This window comes from Pseudomonas sp. 58 R 3 (genome assembly GCF_900006605.1).
In the GTDB taxonomy this organism is placed as follows: domain Bacteria; phylum Pseudomonadota; class Gammaproteobacteria; order Pseudomonadales; family Pseudomonadaceae; genus Aquipseudomonas; species Aquipseudomonas salomonii.
Genome location: NZ_CVTT01000025.1, coordinates 76,350 through 93,122, shown reverse-complemented (window position 1 = coordinate 93,122; position 16,773 = coordinate 76,350). Strand labels below are relative to the sequence as shown.

General features: G+C 60.0%; 17 protein-coding genes and 1 tRNA gene. 10 read left to right on the top strand and 8 right to left on the bottom strand.

Annotated features, from left to right (window positions below):
• The first annotated feature begins 252 nt into the window (after positions 1-252).
• Positions 253-1,584 carry an IS110 family RNA-guided transposase gene (locus BFP92_RS02975; RefSeq protein WP_065911656.1) on the top strand — a complete coding sequence of 444 codons (1,332 nt, stop codon included), beginning with the start codon at positions 253-255 and terminating at the stop codon, positions 1,582-1,584.
• 154 nt (positions 1,585-1,738) lie between these two features.
• On the opposite strand, the gene BFP92_RS02970 is transcribed toward BFP92_RS02975, so the two are convergent.
• From BFP92_RS02970 to BFP92_RS02960, 3 genes are all read right to left on the bottom strand, one after another.
• Positions 1,739-3,037 (bottom strand): NAD(P)/FAD-dependent oxidoreductase, encoded by a 1,299-nt coding sequence (locus BFP92_RS02970; RefSeq protein ID WP_056859093.1) that lies wholly within the window; start codon positions 3,035-3,037, stop codon positions 1,739-1,741.
• 60 nt (positions 3,038-3,097) lie between these two features.
• Positions 3,098-3,271: a DUF3094 family protein gene (locus BFP92_RS02965; RefSeq protein WP_017134503.1), complete on the bottom strand. Its 174-nt coding sequence runs from the start codon at positions 3,269-3,271 to the stop codon at positions 3,098-3,100.
• Between the two features lie 89 nt (positions 3,272-3,360).
• Positions 3,361-3,990, bottom strand: coding sequence for a DUF1780 domain-containing protein (locus BFP92_RS02960; RefSeq protein WP_053254334.1), 630 nt, complete (start codon positions 3,988-3,990; stop codon positions 3,361-3,363).
• A gap of 129 nt (positions 3,991-4,119) precedes the next feature.
• On the opposite strand from BFP92_RS02960, the gene BFP92_RS02955 reads away from it, so the two are divergent.
• Together BFP92_RS02955 and BFP92_RS02950 are read left to right on the top strand one after the other, a co-directional pair.
• Positions 4,120-4,809, top strand: coding sequence for an energy-coupling factor ABC transporter permease (locus tag BFP92_RS02955; protein WP_065911661.1), 690 nt, complete (start codon positions 4,120-4,122; stop codon positions 4,807-4,809).
• Positions 4,810-4,883: 74 nt separating this feature from the next.
• Positions 4,884-5,099 (top strand): hypothetical protein, encoded by a 216-nt coding sequence (locus BFP92_RS02950; RefSeq protein ID WP_003171680.1) that lies wholly within the window; start codon positions 4,884-4,886, stop codon positions 5,097-5,099.
• Here the strand turns inward: BFP92_RS02950 and yacG are convergent.
• The 4 genes from yacG to BFP92_RS02930 are packed head-to-tail and all read right to left on the bottom strand — an operon-like array spanning position 5,096 to position 7,984.
• Positions 5,096-5,296: a DNA gyrase inhibitor YacG gene (gene yacG / locus BFP92_RS02945; RefSeq protein WP_017134507.1), complete on the bottom strand. Its 201-nt coding sequence runs from the start codon at positions 5,294-5,296 to the stop codon at positions 5,096-5,098. The genes BFP92_RS02950 and yacG overlap by 4 nt on opposite strands.
• On the bottom strand, positions 5,293-5,916 hold the full coding sequence (gene coaE, locus BFP92_RS02940) for a dephospho-CoA kinase (RefSeq protein ID WP_065911652.1): 624 nt from the start codon (positions 5,914-5,916) through the stop codon (positions 5,293-5,295). The genes yacG and coaE overlap by 4 nt, the downstream gene beginning before the upstream one ends.
• On the bottom strand, positions 5,913-6,779 hold the full coding sequence (locus BFP92_RS02935) for a prepilin peptidase (protein WP_065911651.1): 867 nt from the start codon (positions 6,777-6,779) through the stop codon (positions 5,913-5,915). Before BFP92_RS02935 ends, coaE begins: the two co-directional genes overlap by 4 nt.
• On the bottom strand, positions 6,776-7,984 hold the full coding sequence (locus BFP92_RS02930; RefSeq protein WP_065911649.1) for a type II secretion system F family protein: 1,209 nt from the start codon (positions 7,982-7,984) through the stop codon (positions 6,776-6,778). The genes BFP92_RS02935 and BFP92_RS02930 overlap by 4 nt, the downstream gene beginning before the upstream one ends.
• A 202-nt stretch (positions 7,985-8,186) precedes the next feature.
• On the opposite strand from BFP92_RS02930, the gene BFP92_RS02925 reads away from it, so the two are divergent.
• The 3 genes from BFP92_RS02925 (at position 8,187) to BFP92_RS02915 (ending at position 9,209) form a co-directional block, all read left to right on the top strand.
• The gene (locus BFP92_RS02925) at positions 8,187-8,600 is read left to right on the top strand and encodes a pilin (RefSeq protein WP_065911647.1); all 414 of its coding nucleotides are present in this window, start codon (positions 8,187-8,189) and stop codon (positions 8,598-8,600) included.
• A 64-nt stretch (positions 8,601-8,664) separates the two neighbouring features.
• Positions 8,665-8,737 (top strand) — tRNA-Thr (locus BFP92_RS02920).
• Between the two features lie 166 nt (positions 8,738-8,903).
• Positions 8,904-9,209 (top strand): DUF6388 family protein, encoded by a 306-nt coding sequence (locus BFP92_RS02915; RefSeq protein ID WP_017134512.1) that lies wholly within the window; start codon positions 8,904-8,906, stop codon positions 9,207-9,209.
• Positions 9,210-9,263: 54 nt separating this feature from the next.
• Here the strand turns inward: BFP92_RS02915 and nadC are convergent, their stop codons facing one another.
• Positions 9,264-10,112 (bottom strand): carboxylating nicotinate-nucleotide diphosphorylase, encoded by an 849-nt coding sequence (gene nadC, locus BFP92_RS02910; RefSeq protein ID WP_065911645.1) that lies wholly within the window; start codon positions 10,110-10,112, stop codon positions 9,264-9,266.
• A 242-nt stretch (positions 10,113-10,354) separates the two neighbouring features.
• On the opposite strand from nadC, the gene BFP92_RS02905 reads away from it, so the two are divergent.
• The 4 genes from BFP92_RS02905 to BFP92_RS02890 all read left to right on the top strand — a co-directional run bounded on the left by BFP92_RS02905 (position 10,355) and on the right by BFP92_RS02890 (position 16,654).
• Positions 10,355-12,511, top strand: a complete 2,157-nt coding sequence (locus BFP92_RS02905) for a DUF1631 domain-containing protein (RefSeq protein WP_065911644.1) — start codon at positions 10,355-10,357, stop codon at positions 12,509-12,511.
• A gap of 61 nt (positions 12,512-12,572) precedes the next feature.
• Entirely contained in the window at positions 12,573-13,136 is a 564-nt protein-coding gene (ampD, locus tag BFP92_RS02900) for a 1,6-anhydro-N-acetylmuramyl-L-alanine amidase AmpD (protein ID WP_065911642.1), read from the top strand.
• Complete coding sequence (ampE, locus tag BFP92_RS02895) at positions 13,133-13,969, top strand: regulatory signaling modulator protein AmpE (RefSeq protein ID WP_065911640.1); 837 nt, start codon at positions 13,133-13,135, stop codon at positions 13,967-13,969. The genes ampD and ampE overlap by 4 nt, the downstream gene beginning before the upstream one ends.
• A 654-nt stretch (positions 13,970-14,623) precedes the next feature.
• Positions 14,624-16,654 (top strand): methyl-accepting chemotaxis protein, encoded by a 2,031-nt coding sequence (locus BFP92_RS02890; protein WP_065911638.1) that lies wholly within the window; start codon positions 14,624-14,626, stop codon positions 16,652-16,654.
• The last annotated feature ends 119 nt before the right edge of the window (positions 16,655-16,773 follow it).

Below are 16,773 nucleotides of genomic sequence, written 5' to 3'. Positions count from 1 at the left end.
TGTGGGAGGACCCGCCACCTCTTCGATGTAGCGCTGTCGCGCATCAAACTGGTTCATCGTAAGGTTGAAGAACGCGGGCGGGGCAAAGGCCGTAACCAGCACTGGTGTGTCAGCACCCGAGTGGGAGAGTGGCCTGCACGGTATCGGCGTGGAGTCATTGTCGGCACAGCAAGCTGTGACCACGTATAAGAGAGTGAATCCGCTCGCCACCGTGTACCCCGCCCGCGTCATTCAATCCTGCGAGGAATTGTCATGACGCGCAAGAACCAAAAACGTTTTGAGGTCATCCACCCTGACTGCGCTGCCGTTGATGTTGGAGGCGGTGAACATTTGGCCGCCGTTGATCCGACCAAATGCGCTGACCCGGTTAAAAGGTTTTCAACCTTCACCGACGATTTGCACGCCATGGCCGACTGGTTTGAATCCATGGGCGTCAAGATGGTGGCGATGGAAGCAACCGGGGTTTATTGGATCCCGCTTTTTGAAATATTGGATAGAAGAGGTTTTAAGGTCTATCTGGTTAATTCGCGGGCAACGCGGCAGATAACCGGCCGAAAGTCCGATGTACTTGATTGCCAGTGGATCCTTCAGCTCATGACGCACGGCCTGCTGAGAGGCGCTTTTCGGCCCTCGGACGAAGTGTGCTCACTGCGTTCACTGGTCCGTCAGCGTAGTAATAAAGTTCGTGACCAAGCCAAAGCGCTTAATCGGATGCAAAAGGCGCTGGTCCAAATGAACATCCAGCTGGCTCAGGTCATCAGCAACATTGCCGGGGTGACGGGTATGAGCATTTTGCGAGCAATCGTTGAGGGCGAACGAGATCCAGAAGTGCTCGCCATGCTCAGAGACAAGCGTGTCAAAGCCGACCAGGCCACCGTCGCCCGTAGCTTGCGGGGTAATTGGCGAGCCGAGCATTTGCATGCGCTGAGCCAGGAATTGGCGGCTTATGATTTTCTGGAAAAGCAAATTGGTGAGTGCGACCAAGCCATTGCTCACGCACTGGAACGACTTCCAGTGCTTCAGGCGGATGTTGTCCCGCCCAGTAAAACACTGCGCAACCCACACCGCTCAAATGAGCAGCAACTGATTTTGCATCGCGCACTGAACAAGGTCATGGGCGTGGATTTGACCGCAATCCCAACCATAGGAATCGACACGGCTTTGGTTTTGGCCAGTGAATTGGGGGCGGATTTATCACGTTTTCCGACTTCGCAGCACTTCTGTTCGTGGTTAGGCCTCGCACCGCCGACGAGAATTTCGGGAGGAAAACCCCTTCCTGGAAAGACGGTGAAAGTGATTAATCGAGCTGCTCAAGCGCTGAAGCAAGCCGCCTCTATTGCACGTAACGACAAAAGTTTTATCGGTGCCAGCCACCGAGCGCGCCTGACCCGGATGGACACCTGTTGCGCGATTAAGGCGACAGCGCATCAACTGGCACGACTGATCTACGCGATGCTGACCAAAGGTCAGCCTTATGTTGAGAAAGGAATAGAGGAATTTGAAGAGCGTAGCCGGGACCGGCAACTGCGCGCCTTGGAGCGCAAGGCGCGAAAGTTGGGGTTGCAGCTGGTTAAAGCGGCTTGATTTTTAAGAGCAAAAACAATGAGTTATTTTTTGTTTGATAAGAGCGGGCTTGCTCGCGAAAGCGGTGTGCCAGTCAGTACATCTAATACTGAGCCACCGCATTCGCGAGCAAGCCCGCTCCCACACTTACAAGGTCCCATTCAGGACCGTGTTGTTAATGCAATTTAAGGCGCGGCTCAGTCCCACGCCCAATCTTGCTGCCCAGCATCAGCATCGCCGTGCGAAAGAACCCGTACAACGCCATCTGGTGCATGCGGTACAGCGACACATAAAACATCCGCGCCAGCCAGCCTTCGAGCATCACGCTGCCCGTCAGGTTGCCCATCAAGTTACCCACTGCCGAAAAACGCGACAGCGAAATCAGCGAACCGTAGTCGGTGTACTTGTAGCTCGGCAGGTCCTTGCCTTCGATCCGCAGTTTCAGCGACTTGGCCAACAGTGAAGCCTGCTGGTGAGCGGCCTGGGCGCGTGGCGGCACATTGCGGTCGGTGCCCGGTTGTGGGCAGGCGGCGCAGTCGCCAAAGGCGAAGATATTTTCGTCGCGGGTGGTTTGCAGGGTCGGCAACACCTGCAATTGATTGATGCGGTTGGTTTCCAGCCCGTCAATGTCCTTGAGGAAGGCCGGTGCGCGGATACCCGCAGCCCACACCTTCAGGCTCGCTGGAATGACCTGGCCACTGCTGGTGATCAAGGCATCCGCCGTCACTTCGCTGACCGCCGAGTTGGTGAGTACCGTCACCCCAAGCTTCTCCAGGGTTTTGTGCACAGGCCCGCCGATTCGCTCCGGCAGCGCGGGCAGTACCCGTGGGCCGGCTTCGATCAGGGTGATGTGCATGTTTTCCGGTTTGATGCGGTCCAGGCCATAGGCGGCCAGTTCATGGGCGGCGTTATGCAGCTCGGCGGCCAACTCGACGCCGGTCGCACCAGCGCCGACGATGGCGACGCTGATGTTCTCTTCCACATCGGTCTGGCCTGCGTGGGCGCGCAGATAGTGGTTGAGTAACTGTTGATGGAAGCGCTCGGCCTGTTTGCGGGTGTCGAGGAACAGGCAGTGCTGCGCCGCGCCCTCGGTGCCGAAATCGTTGGTGGTGCTGCCGACCGCGATCACCAGGCTGTCGTAACTCAGTACGCGTGCGGGCACCAGCTCGCGGCCTTCTTCATCGAGGGTGGCGGCCAGTTGGATTTTTTTCTGTTCGCGGTCAAGCCCGCTCATGCGCCCCAGTTGGAACTCGAAGTGGTTCCATTTGGCCTGGGCGACATAATTGAGCTCGTCTTCCGAAGAATTCAGCGAACCGGCGGCCACTTCGTGCAGCAGCGGTTTCCAGATATGGGTGAGGTTGGCGTCCACCAGCGTGATGCTGGCGGTGCCGCGCTTGCCCAGAGTCTTACCCAGGCGGGTAGCCAACTCCAGGCCGCCGGCGCCGCCGCCGACGATAATAATACGATGGGTCATGGGGATATCTCGCAAGGCTAAAAGAAATCGGAGCAGTTACCCTCGCGAGCGCCACGCAGCTCATAGCGTCAGGTAACTCAAAAGGCGGCTCAGCAGGCCGAGCCCGATCACCACCAGCAGCACCACACCCAGGAGCAGCCACGGCCGGAAAGGCTTGCGCTCAACTCGGTTTTGGGAGAGTTGCAGGTACTCTTCGACATGCTGTTGGTCATCGGGGTTCAGGCGGCTGGTCATAAAGGCCTCGTCAGGTAGACGTTGCAAAAGGGCGCCACGTTACAGTCAGGAGGTTGGCGGGCTCGCCACAAGCGTAGCCGGTGCCCGCGTCACAGGCTGATGCCCACGTCGAATACTATGCTGCGCCCCAGGTTGTTGCGCAAGAAGTCGGGTGCGTCCGGGTGGGCAAACAGCACGCGCGCAAAGGTCGGGCCTACCAATGACAGCGAGCGCCAACCCTGGCGCAGGTATTCGGTAGGCGGTGGGAAATGGCTGTTGAGGTCCAGCACTTCGCGTTTGAGGCTGGTGAAGGCAATCAGGTCCAGCTCGCCCAGGTCCATGCCGCGTTCTTTGTAGTTATGCGCTTTTTTGCGCAACGTCGGCGCCAGGCGCAACAGGAACTCGTGGGCGGGGATACGCCGTGGCTTGGCTTCGCGTCGCACCAGTTGGCTCAGGGAAAACGCACTGCGTCGGCGCAGTAATTCATCACGCCATTCGTCGTTCAGGCGCCGACCTTCATCGAGCACGAAAAACACTTCGAAACTGGCATCGCGAAACAACACGTCCGGAGGCTCCTGGCCGGCGGGGTGAAACTCTTCGGCACGGTAGGGCACGTTGAGGCCCTGCAGCAGGCGCTGGCAGACCCAACGCTCACGCTCCCATTTGCGGGCATTGGACAAGAACGCGTTGGCTTGTTCGGCCGCTACGGTGAGCAGGCGCAAATAATCTGAGTCATCCATATTGGCAGCTTAGCGTCCAATTGATGACCACAGGAAGTCTTGCTTTGAAACGCCGGTGTAGACTGGCCACTCAACAGCAACTCCATGGACGAGGTGTGTGGTGAGGTTTTTTGCAAAGGCATTACGCTCGTGATCAGCGCTGCAGTGCTGGCGCCGGAAACGCTCGTCATCGGCTGGCTGTTGTATGCGCCGTTGGTTATTTGGGCGACCCTGAGAGCGCCGTGGGTCGAGTTGTTTGCCGACCGGCGGCGCCAGCATCTGCTCTTCGGCACCGTGTTTGCGCTGTTTATGCTCTGGCTGGTACGGCGGGATTTCGACACGGGCGTGTCTTACCACTTTATCGGCATGACCGCCGTGACGCTGCTGCTGGATTGGCCTTTGGCTATCGTCGGCGGGTTAGCCGCGCAGATGGGGCTGGTGTTGCTCGGGCGTCAAGATCTTGCAGCCGTCGGGGTCAATGGCCTGCTGCTGATCGGCTTGCCGGTGCTGGTCACCGAGACCTGCGCGCTGCTGGTTGAGCGGGCGCAACCGCGAAACCCTTTTGTGTATATCTTCTGTTCCGGCTTTTTCGCCGCGGCGCTGTCAGCACTGCTGTGCCTGCTGGCGGCGTTGGGACTGCTGTGGTTTGACGGCCGTTTTGCCATGCCGGAGTGGCTGGAGGACTTCGTCGGTTACCTGTGGCTGATCATCTTCCCCGAGGCGTTTATCAACGGCATGGTCATTAGTGCCCTGGTGGTGTTCTGCCCGGAGTGGCTGGAGACCTTCAACCGCACGCGCTACCTGTCGGCGCCGTGGAAGGACGACGATTCGCGGCGTTGATCCAGATCAAATCCCAGGCGCCCGCGCAGGCCCATGCTCTGCGAAATTTTACTGAGCAGGGTGGGGCACGGACTATGAGTGTGTACGAATGGGCGCGGCAAGAGTTGCGCAGAAGCCAGGACGCGGCACAGGAAATCGGCTTTGACCCAGGCCTCACGCTGCGCGCCATGCTCAGTGCGGTGGTGCAGCAGAGCAAGGGTGTGCGCAGCTTTGAAGACCTGGCCGACGAGCTGCAATACCTTGCAGAGAACCTCGACGACCAGCAGGAATACGCCTTTATGCGGCCTTAATGGCGCGGCGGCAGGTCTTCTGAGAACAGCTCGTCCTCGGCATCCGGGCTCACCGGAATCTTGTGTTCTTCCGCGGCCCAGGCGCCAAGGTCGATAAGCTTGCAGCGGTCCGAGCAGAACGGCCGGTTGAGGTTGTCGGGTTTCCATTCCACGGGTGCGCCGCAGGTTGGGCAGTCGACGGTCAAGGGTTGGCTCATGATCGGCCTCCACGCAAAGTAAGGTAAAAGTGGTGCAGTCGCTCGACCTCGCTGTGCAGCCAGGCGAGGTCCTTGTCGTTGACCAGCACGTCATCGGCATGGTTCAGACGGTCTTCACGGCTGGACTGAGCCTTGAGGATCGCCTGCACCTGCTGTTCGCTGATGCCGTCGCGCTGCAGGGTACGCTGAATCTGCAGCGATTGCGGCACGTCGATCACCAGAATGCGCTGGGTCATGCTGTACTGGCCGGACTCGATCAGCAGCGGCGACACCAGGATTGCGTAAGGCGATTGCGCACGCGCCAGATGGCTGCGAATTTCTTCGCCGATCAACGGGTGCAGCAGGGCTTCCAGCCAGCGACGTTCTTCGGGCACTTCAAAGATCAGCTTGCGCAGGGCGGCGCGGTCCAGCTGGCCGTCCGGGTGCAACACGCCCGCACCAAAATGCTCGGCAATGCGTGCGAGTGCCGGCCGGCCGGGCTCGACCACCCAGCGCGCGGCATGGTCGGCATCGACCAGGTCAATGCCCAGGTCGATAAAGTGCTGGGCGGCCGCGCTTTTACCGCTGCCGATGCCGCCGGTGAGGCCTAGAATCCAGGGTGTTGCGACACAAGTGGTCATCTGAAACCGACAGACTGCAAATAGAAGTCGGTTATTTGACCACCCCAGAGCAATGCAATCCAGCCGGCAATTGCCAGGCACGGGCCAAATGGCATCGGCACCGATGCCTGGGACTTGCGCAAACGCATCAGGATCAGGCCGGCGAACACCCCCAGCAGCGACGCTATCAGCAGCGTCATCGGCAGGATCTGCCAGCCACCCCAGGCACCGAGCAGGGCCAGTAGCTTGAAGTCGCCATAACCCATACCGTCCTTGCCGGTGATCACTTTGAACACCCAGAACACCGCCCACAGGCTTATGTAGCCTATGACTGCGCCCCACAGCGCATCGGGCAGCGTCACCAACAAGCCGCCGCTGTTGAGGATCAGCCCCAGCCACAACAGTGGCAACACCAGCACATCCGGCAGCAGTTGATGATCGACGTCGATCAGGCTCATGGCCAGCAACCCCCAACTCAGCAGTATCACTGCGCCAGCTTGCCAGCCGAAGCCAAAATGCCAGGCGGCAGTGGCCGAGAGCAGCGCACAGGCCAGTTCGGTGAAGGGGTAGCGGGCGCTGATCGATTCGCGGCAGCGGGCGCAGCGGCCTTTGAGCATCAGGTAGCTGAGTACCGGGATATTTTCCCAGGGGCGAATCGGCTGGCTGCAATGCGGACAGCACGAGTTGGGATGCATCAGGTTGTAGGCCGGGCCGACAGGATCGGCTGGCAGACCGAGTATTTCCTGGGCCTGGGCGCGCCATTCGCGCGCGAGCATCTTCGGCAGGCGCCACACCAGCACGTTGAGAAAGCTGCCGACGATCAGGCCGAGCACCCACGCCATCCCGACAAAGACCCAGGGTTGTTCACTCGGCAGCAGGCTCAAAACGCCGACCCCAACTGGAACACCGGCAGGTACATGGCAATGACCAATGCGCCGACAATACCCCCCAGCACCACCATGATCAGCGGCTCCATCAGGCTGGTGAGGTTATCGACCAGGTTCTCCACATCGGCTTCATAGTGGTTGGCGACTTTTTCCAGCATGAGGTCCAGGGTGCCTGACTCTTCACCGATGGCCGTCATCTGGATGGCCATGCCGGGGAACAGCCCGCTGTGGGCCATGGATTGGTTCAACGGCACACCTGTGGATACATCGTGTCGCATATGTTCGATCGCCTTTGTGAACACTCCATTGCCCGTCGCGCCAGCCACGGAGTCCAGAGCCTGCACCAATGGCACGCCCGCGGCAAAGGTGGTTGAAAGTGTGCGGGCGTAGCGGGCGATGGCTGAGCGCCTCAGCAGTGTGCCCGCCAGGGGCGCGTTCAACAAAGCGGCATCCAGCCCGTCACGAAACCCCGGGTAAGCCCGATAGGCATGGCGCAGCGCGGCTATTGCCATTCCCAGCCCCAAGGCAAGCATCCACCAGGCGTGCTGCAGGAAGTTGGACAGCGCAATTACCAGCAAGGTGAAGCCTGGCAGTTGGCCATTTACCCCGGCGAAGAGGTTCTGGAACTGCGGCACCACGTGGATAAGCAACACTGCACTGACCAGGCAGGCGACGACGATCACGGCGATAGGGTAGGTCATGGCTTTTTTGATTCGCGCTTTCAGCTGCTGGCTTTTCTCCAGGTGAATCGCCACCCGCTCGAGCAATGTTTCCAGGGCGCCTGCCTGTTCGCCTGCGGCAACCAGGTTGCAATACAAATCATCAAAGTGACGCGGCTGTTTGCGCAGCGCTGCCGCCAGGCTATTACCGGCGGCAATCTCCTGTTTCAAGGCTTTTATCAGCGCGCGCATCTGCCGGTTTTCAAAGCCTTCGCAGATGATGTCGAACGCCTGCAGCAGCGCAATGCCGGCCTTTAACAGGGTCGCCAATTGGCGCGTGAACAGCGCGATATCGGCGGGTTTTATCGGCGCTGCAAAAGGTGCCAGGTGCGAAGACTTTTTGCGCACGCGGCCTGGGCAAATCCCCTGCTGGCGCAATTGTGCCTTGACCAGTGCCAGGTTATGCCCGGTGGTTTGCCCGGCCACCCGGCGGCCTTTGCGGTTGGTGCCTTCCCAGGTGTACATCGTTGAAGCGTCATTCATGGCAAAGGTCCGCACACAGGTCGTCGTAGATTTATAGCTTAGTCAGGTGACGGATTCGGACCGCTCGTTGGCGCACGATAAAATGTCAGAATGTGCGTCTTACCCACAATTGGGCGCTCACGGATGAGTACACTGGCGCCGCTGCACACTGCGGGGCGCAGGACGCGCCTTGATAAGGTTTTTATTCTGGAGAGTGAATGTGATGCGTCAGAAAGGTTTTACCTTGATCGAGTTGTTGATCGTCGTGGCAATCATCGGCATTTTGGCCACCATCGGTCTGCCCATGTACACCAAGCACCAGGCCAAGGCCAAGTTCACGGCGGGGCTGGCTGAAATTGCGGCGTTGAAGGCGGGTTTTGAAGACACCCTTAACCAGGGCACTGTGCCGACCCTGGCGCTGGTCGGTGGCACCAGCCCGACCGCCAATTGCACGATCACCGTAGCCGGCGATGTGGCCACGGGCGCCGGTTCCATCACCTGCGAAATCCTCGACGCGCCGGCGCCGGTACTGGGCAAAACCATCACCTTGACGCGCAGCGTCACCCAGGGTTGGGCCTGTGCCACCACGGTCGAGGCGCAGTATGCCGCCAAGGGTTGCGGCGCCGACGGGGCGTAATGCCTGCCGGGCGGTCAGCGAGTTTGTTGCCGCCTGCCCAATGCGGTGCTAGCTTTAGCCCACCGCCCGTGTAGCTCAGTTGGTAGAGCAGCGCACTCGTAACGCGAAGGTCGCAGGTTCGACTCCTGTCTCGGGCACAAGGCAACACTGTTTCAACGGCGACACTGTTTCAAAGGCAACGTTTTCAGATGATCCCAGAATGGTTCTGAAGGCCAGACGAGGCGGCATTCGTGCCCACTCTTTTGTATCTGCGCAACCTTGATGACCCAGATGCATCCCCATTCCATGATCTAAGAGAACAACATGACCACACAAGAAATGACTCAGGAACAGCGGCACGAAGCAGCCCTCAAAAAATACGTCGCGGAATCGCCGGAACTGCTCGACGAGATCAAGGACCTGAGCGCCGATGATCAAAAGGACCAGATCCAGTGGGCGTTCGAGGATGAGGCCGAGGCCCAGGGCCTGCAGCCATGGGAACTGACCCTCAAGTACACCTCGACGCCGCAAGAGTTCGAAGCGGCGCGCCTGGCCTTGCACAAGGAGGCCGCCGAGGTACTGGGCGTTGACTGGAACGAGTATTGCGGGATGAATAATCTCGCGATCTGAGCGCGAAATTGAAGGAGCGAGCAACCTCGCTCCTTTTGCTCGGATGTTGCTTGCTCAGAGGCTCAGGCGCATCGACAAATCCACCGCCTTCACATCCTTGGTCATCGCACCGATGGAAATGTAATCCACCCCGGTCTGCGCGATGGGCAGCAAGGTGGTTTCATTGATCCCGCCGCTGGCTTCCAGCCTGGCCTTGCCGGCATTCAGGCGCACGGCCTCACGCATGTCATCCAGGCTCAACTCGTCGAGCATGATGATATCGGCGCCCGCCGCCAGTGCCTCACGCAGCTCCTCCAGGCTTTCCACTTCGATTTCCACCGGCTTGCCCGGCGCGATCTTGTGGGCGGCGGTAATCGCCTCGGCAATCCCACCACAGGCGGCGATGTGGTTTTCCTTGATCAGGAACGCGTCATACAACCCGATGCGATGGTTGTGGCAACCGCCGCAAGTTACGGCGTACTTCTGCGCCAGGCGCAGGCCCGGCAGGGTTTTGCGGGTGTCCAGCAACTTGACCTGAGTGCTGGCGACAAAGTCCGCCAAGTACTGCGCGCGCGTGGCGACGCCTGACAACATCTGCAGAAAGTTCAGCGCACACCTTTCGCCGCTCAGCAGCGAGCGTGCCGGGCCTTCCAGGTGGAACAGCACTTGATTGGGGCTCACACGCTCACCGTCGGCCACCTGCCAATGTACTGCAACCCGTGGGTCGAGCTGGCGGAACACCGCGTCCACCCAGGCAGTGCCGGCAATAACGGCCGCATCGCGGGTAATGATGGTGGCCTTGGCCAGCCGTTCGGCCGGGATCAGTTGCGCAGTGATGTCGCCACTGCCGATATCTTCCAGCAGTGCGCGGCGCACGTTGGCTTCGATTTCGGCGGTGAGGTCGGCAAGACGGAGATTCGGCATAACAGGCTCCACAAACAAAGTGCCTCGATTATAGGGGCAGCGCGCCGCCGAACCCATACTCGCCACTCATTTACAGCGCATTGGCAGAGTTCACTGGCGCAACAGCCCCCATTTGCAAGATAATCTCGCGCCTTGCGATTGGCGTCATAGCTTTGACGTCCTGGAGATAACCTGTGTTTACCGCCCGATGGGGCCTGTAGCCGATTTTCCCCAACTCAACACCGCCGTTTCAGGAGGCCAGGATGCACATTGACGGAAAGGTGGTGCCCATCAATCGGGCACAGGCCACGCCATCGCCGCTCGCGCGCCTGCCGGTGGTGTTGTTGCAGGTTCGCGACAAGGCTGCGCAGCAGTTGCAGCAAGGTTTGCAGGAACTGTTCGATAACGCTGACGACACCTTGTTTGAAATGGCCGACAAGGCCCGCAGCAATGTTGACCACCATATTTTCTTTGAAGCCATGCGTGACCTGCGCCTCAAGCGCAAGAATTTCGAGCGCGTGTTCATGGAGCAATTGTTCGCCGCATTTATCGACCTGGGCCAGGCCGAGCGCGGTGAGTTTCACCTGGTGCCGGTGGTGTCCTATGAGGCGGCGCCGGGTACGTCCAGTGATGAGCTGGAAAAAGCTGTCGCGCTGGAGGCCATGCTCGGCCGGGTGCGCCATCGCGATGGCCTGGCGCTGGGGCAATTGACCGCGCGTCTGGGCGCGTTGCTCGGCAACCCCCTGGATGAGCGCGATAACCCGCTGGGCCCGGCACTCCTGTGCGAGTTCTTCCTGCGTGCGGGGCGCAGCCTGGGGGTGGAGATTCGCGTCAAGCTGATCATGCTCAAGCTGTTCGAGAAGTATGTGCTCAGTGACGCCGACCAACTGTACGCGGAGGCCAACCAACTGTTGGTCGCCACTGGCGTCTTGCCGCAGCTCAAGGCCGTGCCGTCCCGTCGCCCCGGTGGGTGTGCGGCGCGTGAACAGCAGCCTGAAGGCAACCTCCCGATTGTCGACCCGCCCATGGATGAAAACGGCCAGCAAGCCTTCGCCGCGTTGCAGAAGTTGCTCGCTGCCGTGCGTGGCAGCGTCGCGCCCACCCTGGAAGCCAGCGCCGAACCCCAGCCCATCGCCACCCGCGATTTGCTGCGCCTACTCTCCCACCTGCAGCAATATGTGCCGGAGCCCGAGGCCGAGGACGACTTCGACCTGCGCAACCAGCTTGAGCAGTTGTTGACCCGCGTGAGCGTCAAGAGCGGTAAATCCCGTGTGGTGGAAGACGCCGATGAGGATGTGATCAACCTGGTCGCGCTGTTGTTCGAGTTCATCCTCGCTGACCACTGCGTGCCTGACGTGTTCAAGGCCTTGATCGCACGTTTGCAGATTCCGCTGTTGAAGGTGGCGGTGCTGGACAAGAGTTTTTTCAGCCGCGCCGGCCACCCGGCGCGCCGCTTGCTCAATGAAATCGCCGGTGCGGCCATGACATGGAGCCCGCGTGATGACTATCAGCGTGACAACCTGTACCTGCGCACTGAGCAGGTGGTACAGCGGCTGTTGAATGAGTTCGTCGAAGACGTGGCGATTTTTCCTCAGGTGCTGGCGCAGTTCAGCGCCTTTACCGCAGACGAGCGCCAGCGCAGCGAATTGCTCGAACAGCATACCTGTGAGGCCGAGGAAGGCCGGGTGCGCACAGACGCTGCACGCCAGCGGGTGGCCGAGGTGCTCAATCGACGACTGGTGGGCCGAGTATTGCCCCAGGCCGTGGTGCAATTTATTCAACAGGCCTGGAGCCAGGTGCTGTTGCTGGCCAGCCTCAAGCAGGGCGAGCAGTCAGTGCAATGGCAGGCGGCCGTGCGCACCCTGGACGAATTGATCTGGAGCGTCAGCCTGCAAAAAGACACCGAGGCCGGCCGGCACTTGCTTGAACAACTGCCCGGCCTGCTCAAAGCCTTGCGTGATGGGTTGACCAGTGCAGCGTTCGACCCCTTCAGCACCCGCGAATTTTTTGTACGTTTGCAGGCCATGCACCTGCAGTCGTTCGACGGCGAGCGCCTGGACACGCTGATCGAAGTGCGTGAGCCGTTTTCGCTCAGTAGCGACGTGCCTGACCCCACCCCGAGCCTGCCCAGTGATGACCCGGCGTTGTTCAAGGTCCAGCAGTTGCGCATTGGCAACTGGTTCGAGTTCCAGCAAGACGATGGCAGCCGGCTGCGTTGCAAGCTGAAGGCCATCATGGCGCCGACCAATCGTTATATTTTTGTCAGCCGCACGGGGCTCAAAGTCCTCGATAAAAGTGCCGGCCAATTGGCCATGGCCCTCAAGCAGGGCGCGCTGCGCAACCTTGACGAGGGGCTGCTGTTCGACCGCGCGCTGGCTTCGGTGATTGGCACCCTGCGCCAACTCAATCGCGGCAAGTGATCGCAACCGCAGGGCTGAACGCGGCATACTGGTAACACCTCGACTTATTCAAGGAGCCCGTATGCAGTTGGACCCCACCAGCGGTTGGTGTAAGGGCATCCGTCATTGCCCGTCGCCCAACTTCAACGAGCGCCCCGCCGGCGAGATCTCACTGTTGGTGGTGCATAACATCAGCCTGCCGCCGGGGCAGTTTGCCACTGGCAAGGTGCATGAGTTTTTCCAGAATCGCCTGGATGTCACGGAACATCCCTACTTTGAAGGCATTGTCGACCTACGTGTGTCTGCGCATTTTCTGATTGAACGTGACGGCGCGGTGACACAATTTGTGTCGTGCCTGGACCGTGCCTGGCATGCTGGTATTTCCAGCTTCGAGGGGCGTGAAGTGTGCAATGACTTCTCCCTCGGGATCGAACTGGAAGGCACGGACGAACTGCCGTTTACCGATGCGCAATATGTGTCGCTGCTCGACCTGACCCGGCAGCTGTTGGCGGCCTACCCAGGCATTACCCCGCAGCGTATTTGTGGCCACAGTGATATCGCACCGGGACGCAAGACCGATCCGGGCCCGGCTTTTGACTGGACGCGCTTTCGCAGCGCCCTGCAGGATGGAGGACACGCACGATGAGTTTCCTGGTATTGGTGCTGGCGGTGTGGATCGAGAAGTTCTCGGCCCTGCGTCGGCGGTTGCAACGTGATGGCGGATGGCTGCGCGAACTGGCCAAGCTGGAAACGAGCCCGCGCATGGGCAAGCAGCCTTGGCTGATCCTGGTCCTGCTGGTGTTGTTGCCGGTGGCCTTGCTGGGGTTGTTGCTGTTGGTGCTGGAGCCCGTGGCTTATGGTCTGTTGGCGTTGCCGGTGCATTTGCTGGTGGTGATCTACAGCCTGGGGCGCGGCGATCTGCTGGGCGAGCTTGGGCCGTTTCGCGACGCCTGGCGGCGCGGTGACCTGCAAGCTGCCGAGCACGTAGCCGAGCGCGACCTGAAAGTGGCCGCCGACAGTGGCGAGCAACTGCTGGAGCGGGTTCAAGGCCATTTGCTGTGGCAGGCCTACCAAAGCTTTTTTGCGGTGATTTTCTGGTATTTCCTGCTCGGCCCGGTCGCGGCCCTGGCTTATCGCTTGTTGGCATTGGCCAGCGAGAACAGCCAGAACCCGCTGGTCGCCGAGCGCGCCGGGCAATTGCGTCACGCCTTTGATTGGCTGCCGGTGCGTTTGCTGGCGGCCAGCTTTGCCCTGGTGGGTAATTTTGTCGCGGTTAGCCGGGTGATGCTGCATGAGCTGTTGAGCTGGGACATCAGCGCCGCGCAACTGATGGAAAAAGTCGGCCTGGTGGCGGCTGAAATTCCACCGCCGGTGGTGGGCGCCGATGGCATCAACAGTTTGGATCGGCTGTGGGAACTGCTGCTGCGGGCCGCTGTGTTGTGGTATGCCGGGTTCGCGATCTGGACGGTGTTGCCTTAGCTTTGTACGGTCAAATGTGGGAGCTGGCTTGCCTGCGATGGCGGCTTGTGGGTGTACATATCCATTGCTGCGGTAACGGCGGCCTATGGTTCCGCTCTTACAGCGGCTCACTTTTTGAGGGACCAAAAAGTAAGCAAAAAGTCCTCGCCCCAACACTCGGTGCCTCGCTGTGGCTCGGCATACCCGCAATCCGCCAGTGATTTGGGGGGCCGCCGCGATGGGCCATCCTTGGTCCAGCGCGGCTAAACCGGCATCCCTGCCGGTTTACCCCCCAAATCCCTGTCAGATTCCGGCCATCGTGTTTGACGGGGCGATTTCAGGTCAAGATCAAAAGCGCAGATCAAAAGACCGCTGACTTCGTCATCGAAAAGGATGTAAGAGCAACAGCAACAGCAGACCGCATCGTTCAGACTCTACTCGGTCAAATGTGGGCGCTGGCTTGCCTGCGATAGCATCACCTCGGCATAACTGAAAAGCCGCGGTGCCTGTATCGCGGGCAAGCCCGGCTCCCACACAAGTCTTTGGTGAATTTCCAAGCCGTTAACCTTACGTTACAAAACTCCCTTTCAAATTGAGCTATACAGTCAGAGCGCCAAATAGTGGCTATCTGCCGCCGCCCTGCGCCTCAATAAAAATAAGAAAGGGAGCTCAACCGTGAAGCGCTTGCTCTATCCCGCTGTCGCCCTGATGAACCGCCTGAGCTTCGGCATGAAGTTCAGCCTGATCAGCGTGCTGTTCCTGCTGCCGATGCTGGCGACCAACTATTTTCTGGTGCGTGACTCCTGGTCGCAATTCCAGGGCACCCGTATCGAACTGCAAAGCCTCGATTTGCTCGGCAGCAGCCTGGCGTTGCGGCGTGACCTGGAGACTCTGAACAATCAGGTGCAGATCAACGCGGTGCTGGGGCAATCAGGCAAGGCCGGCGATCTTGAAGGCAAGATCAGTGCCCTGGAGCAGGGCGTGCTGAGCCGCCTGCAAAGCCTCAACGCCATGACCGCCGACCCCGAGCAAGCCAGCGCCTTCGAGGGCAAGCGCGACGAGTTGATCGCCGCCTTCAAGGCCCAGCAACAGGAAACCTCGCTGCTGAGCAAAAGCGCGCTGATCGGCAAATTACTCAACAAGGCGCAGATGCTCAGCCAGATCATTGCCAGCCAGTCCGGCTTGAGCCGTGACCCTCAGACTGATTTACGCCAGCTCAGTGAGCTGCTCACCAGCGTTACCGCGCAAGTCACCCAAACCCTCGGCGAGGGGCGGGCCATGGGCGCGTACTCCCTGGGCCAGGGCTTTCTCAATTCATCCTCCAGCACGCGCTTTGACGAACTGTTGCAACAGTTGGAAAAACTCCAGGCTGAATACGCCTTGAAGCTGCAGGATGCCTTGGGCGCCAGTACCGCCGCGCACACGGCGCTCGACAGCCAGGCCCAGGCCAGCAGTGCCAGCCTCAAGCAAGGCAGCGAGTTGTTCGAAGAGCAGGTTGTCATGGCGCAAACCCTCGACGCGCCATGGCAAGGTTTCTACGACGATGTCAGCCGACTGATGGCCCAGACCTACCAGCTCAATGACGCCACCCTGACGTTCCTTGAGCAGCAACTGCAGCAGCGCCTGGCGCAAAACCGTCTGCACATGGTGGTGCTGGTGTGCGCCCTGGTGGCGGTGTTCCTGCTGATCTTCTATTTGTATGCAGGCTTCTATGCCTCCACGCGCACCACCTTGCGCCGCCTGGGCGCGATGATGGACAAAGTGGCGGCCGGCGACATGACCGTCACGTTTGAGGCCCGCAGTCGCGATGAACTGGGCGACCTGGGCCAAGTGTTCAACGGCACTGTGGCCAAGATCCATGACTTGATCGAACGCGTGGGGCACACCGTCAGCCAGGTCGAGCTGCAAGCCGGCCAGGTGCAGGCCGTGTCTTCGCAAAGCAATCAGGCGGTGTCCGGCCAGCGCAGCCAGATTGAACAGGTGGCGACGGCGATGAACCAGATGTCTTCCACCGCCCAGGAAGTGGCACGCAGCGCGGCGACGGCGGTCAACAGCGCCCAAAGCGTCAACGACGAAACCGTCACCGGCCGTGGCCTGGTGCAATCCCAGCAAGGCAGCATTGCACGCCTGGCCTCGGAGATTGATGAATCGGTGCGGGTGATCAACCAGTTGGCCATCGACAGCCAGTCCATCAGCAGCGTATTGGAGGTGATCAAAAGCATCGCCGAACAAACCAACCTGCTGGCGCTCAATGCGGCGATCGAGGCGGCGCGTGCCGGTGAGCAGGGGCGTGGTTTTGCGGTGGTGGCCGATGAAGTGCGCACCCTGGCAAGACGTACCCAGCATTCCACTGAAGAAATCGAACAGATGATCAGCCGTTTGCACAGCGGTGTTGGCGCGGCGGTGAAGGCCATGGGCACCAGCCATACCATGGCGAACGGCACCGTGGCTCAGTCGGAAAAGGTCCAGCAGGCCCTGGAAAATATCCTTGGCGCCGTGGGCATGATCGTCGACCAGAACCAGCAGATCGCCGCCGCCGTCGAGCAGCAAACCGCCGTCGCGCACGATATCGATCAGAACATCGTCGAAATCAATCGAGCCGGCGAACATGCGGCCCAGGGCGCGCAGAAGACCGAGGCCGCCAGCCGGCAGCTGTCATTGCAGGTCATTGAGCTGAAGCACTTGATCGGGGCATTTCGCGTGTAAGACCTGTACGTAGGAATAGACTCGATCGTTTGTGGTGCCTGTCCCGATTTTTCGCTGTGTCTGTTTTGAGACTGTGATTGGGTGAGAATTTGTTTTACCCACTCAGGGGTCTCGGGAGG

Excerpts from the sequence above, each read along its gene's own strand:
- BFP92_RS02970 (WP_056859093.1), bottom strand. The coding sequence starts at position 3,037 with ATGACCCATCGTATTATTATCGTCGGCGGCGGCGCCGGCGGCCTGGAG.
- ampD (WP_065911642.1), top strand. The coding sequence starts at position 12,573 with ATGCAGTTGGACCCCACCAGCGGTTGGTGTAAGGGCATCCGTCATTGC.
- nadC (WP_065911645.1), bottom strand. The coding sequence starts at position 10,112 with ATGCCGAATCTCCGTCTTGCCGACCTCACCGCCGAAATCGAAGCCAAC.
- BFP92_RS02930 (WP_065911649.1), bottom strand. The coding sequence starts at position 7,984 with ATGAATGACGCTTCAACGATGTACACCTGGGAAGGCACCAACCGCAAA.
- BFP92_RS02960 (WP_053254334.1), bottom strand. The coding sequence starts at position 3,990 with ATGGATGACTCAGATTATTTGCGCCTGCTCACCGTAGCGGCCGAACAA.
- BFP92_RS02925 (WP_065911647.1), top strand. The coding sequence starts at position 8,187 with ATGCGTCAGAAAGGTTTTACCTTGATCGAGTTGTTGATCGTCGTGGCA.
- BFP92_RS02950 (WP_003171680.1), top strand. The coding sequence starts at position 4,884 with ATGAGTGTGTACGAATGGGCGCGGCAAGAGTTGCGCAGAAGCCAGGAC.
- BFP92_RS02975 (WP_065911656.1), top strand. The coding sequence starts at position 253 with ATGACGCGCAAGAACCAAAAACGTTTTGAGGTCATCCACCCTGACTGC.
- BFP92_RS02915 (WP_017134512.1), top strand. The coding sequence starts at position 8,904 with ATGACCACACAAGAAATGACTCAGGAACAGCGGCACGAAGCAGCCCTC.
- ampE (WP_065911640.1), top strand. The coding sequence starts at position 13,133 with ATGAGTTTCCTGGTATTGGTGCTGGCGGTGTGGATCGAGAAGTTCTCG.
- coaE (WP_065911652.1), bottom strand. The coding sequence starts at position 5,916 with ATGACCACTTGTGTCGCAACACCCTGGATTCTAGGCCTCACCGGCGGC.
- BFP92_RS02965 (WP_017134503.1), bottom strand. The coding sequence starts at position 3,271 with ATGACCAGCCGCCTGAACCCCGATGACCAACAGCATGTCGAAGAGTAC.
- BFP92_RS02905 (WP_065911644.1), top strand. The coding sequence starts at position 10,355 with ATGCACATTGACGGAAAGGTGGTGCCCATCAATCGGGCACAGGCCACG.
- yacG (WP_017134507.1), bottom strand. The coding sequence starts at position 5,296 with ATGAGCCAACCCTTGACCGTCGACTGCCCAACCTGCGGCGCACCCGTG.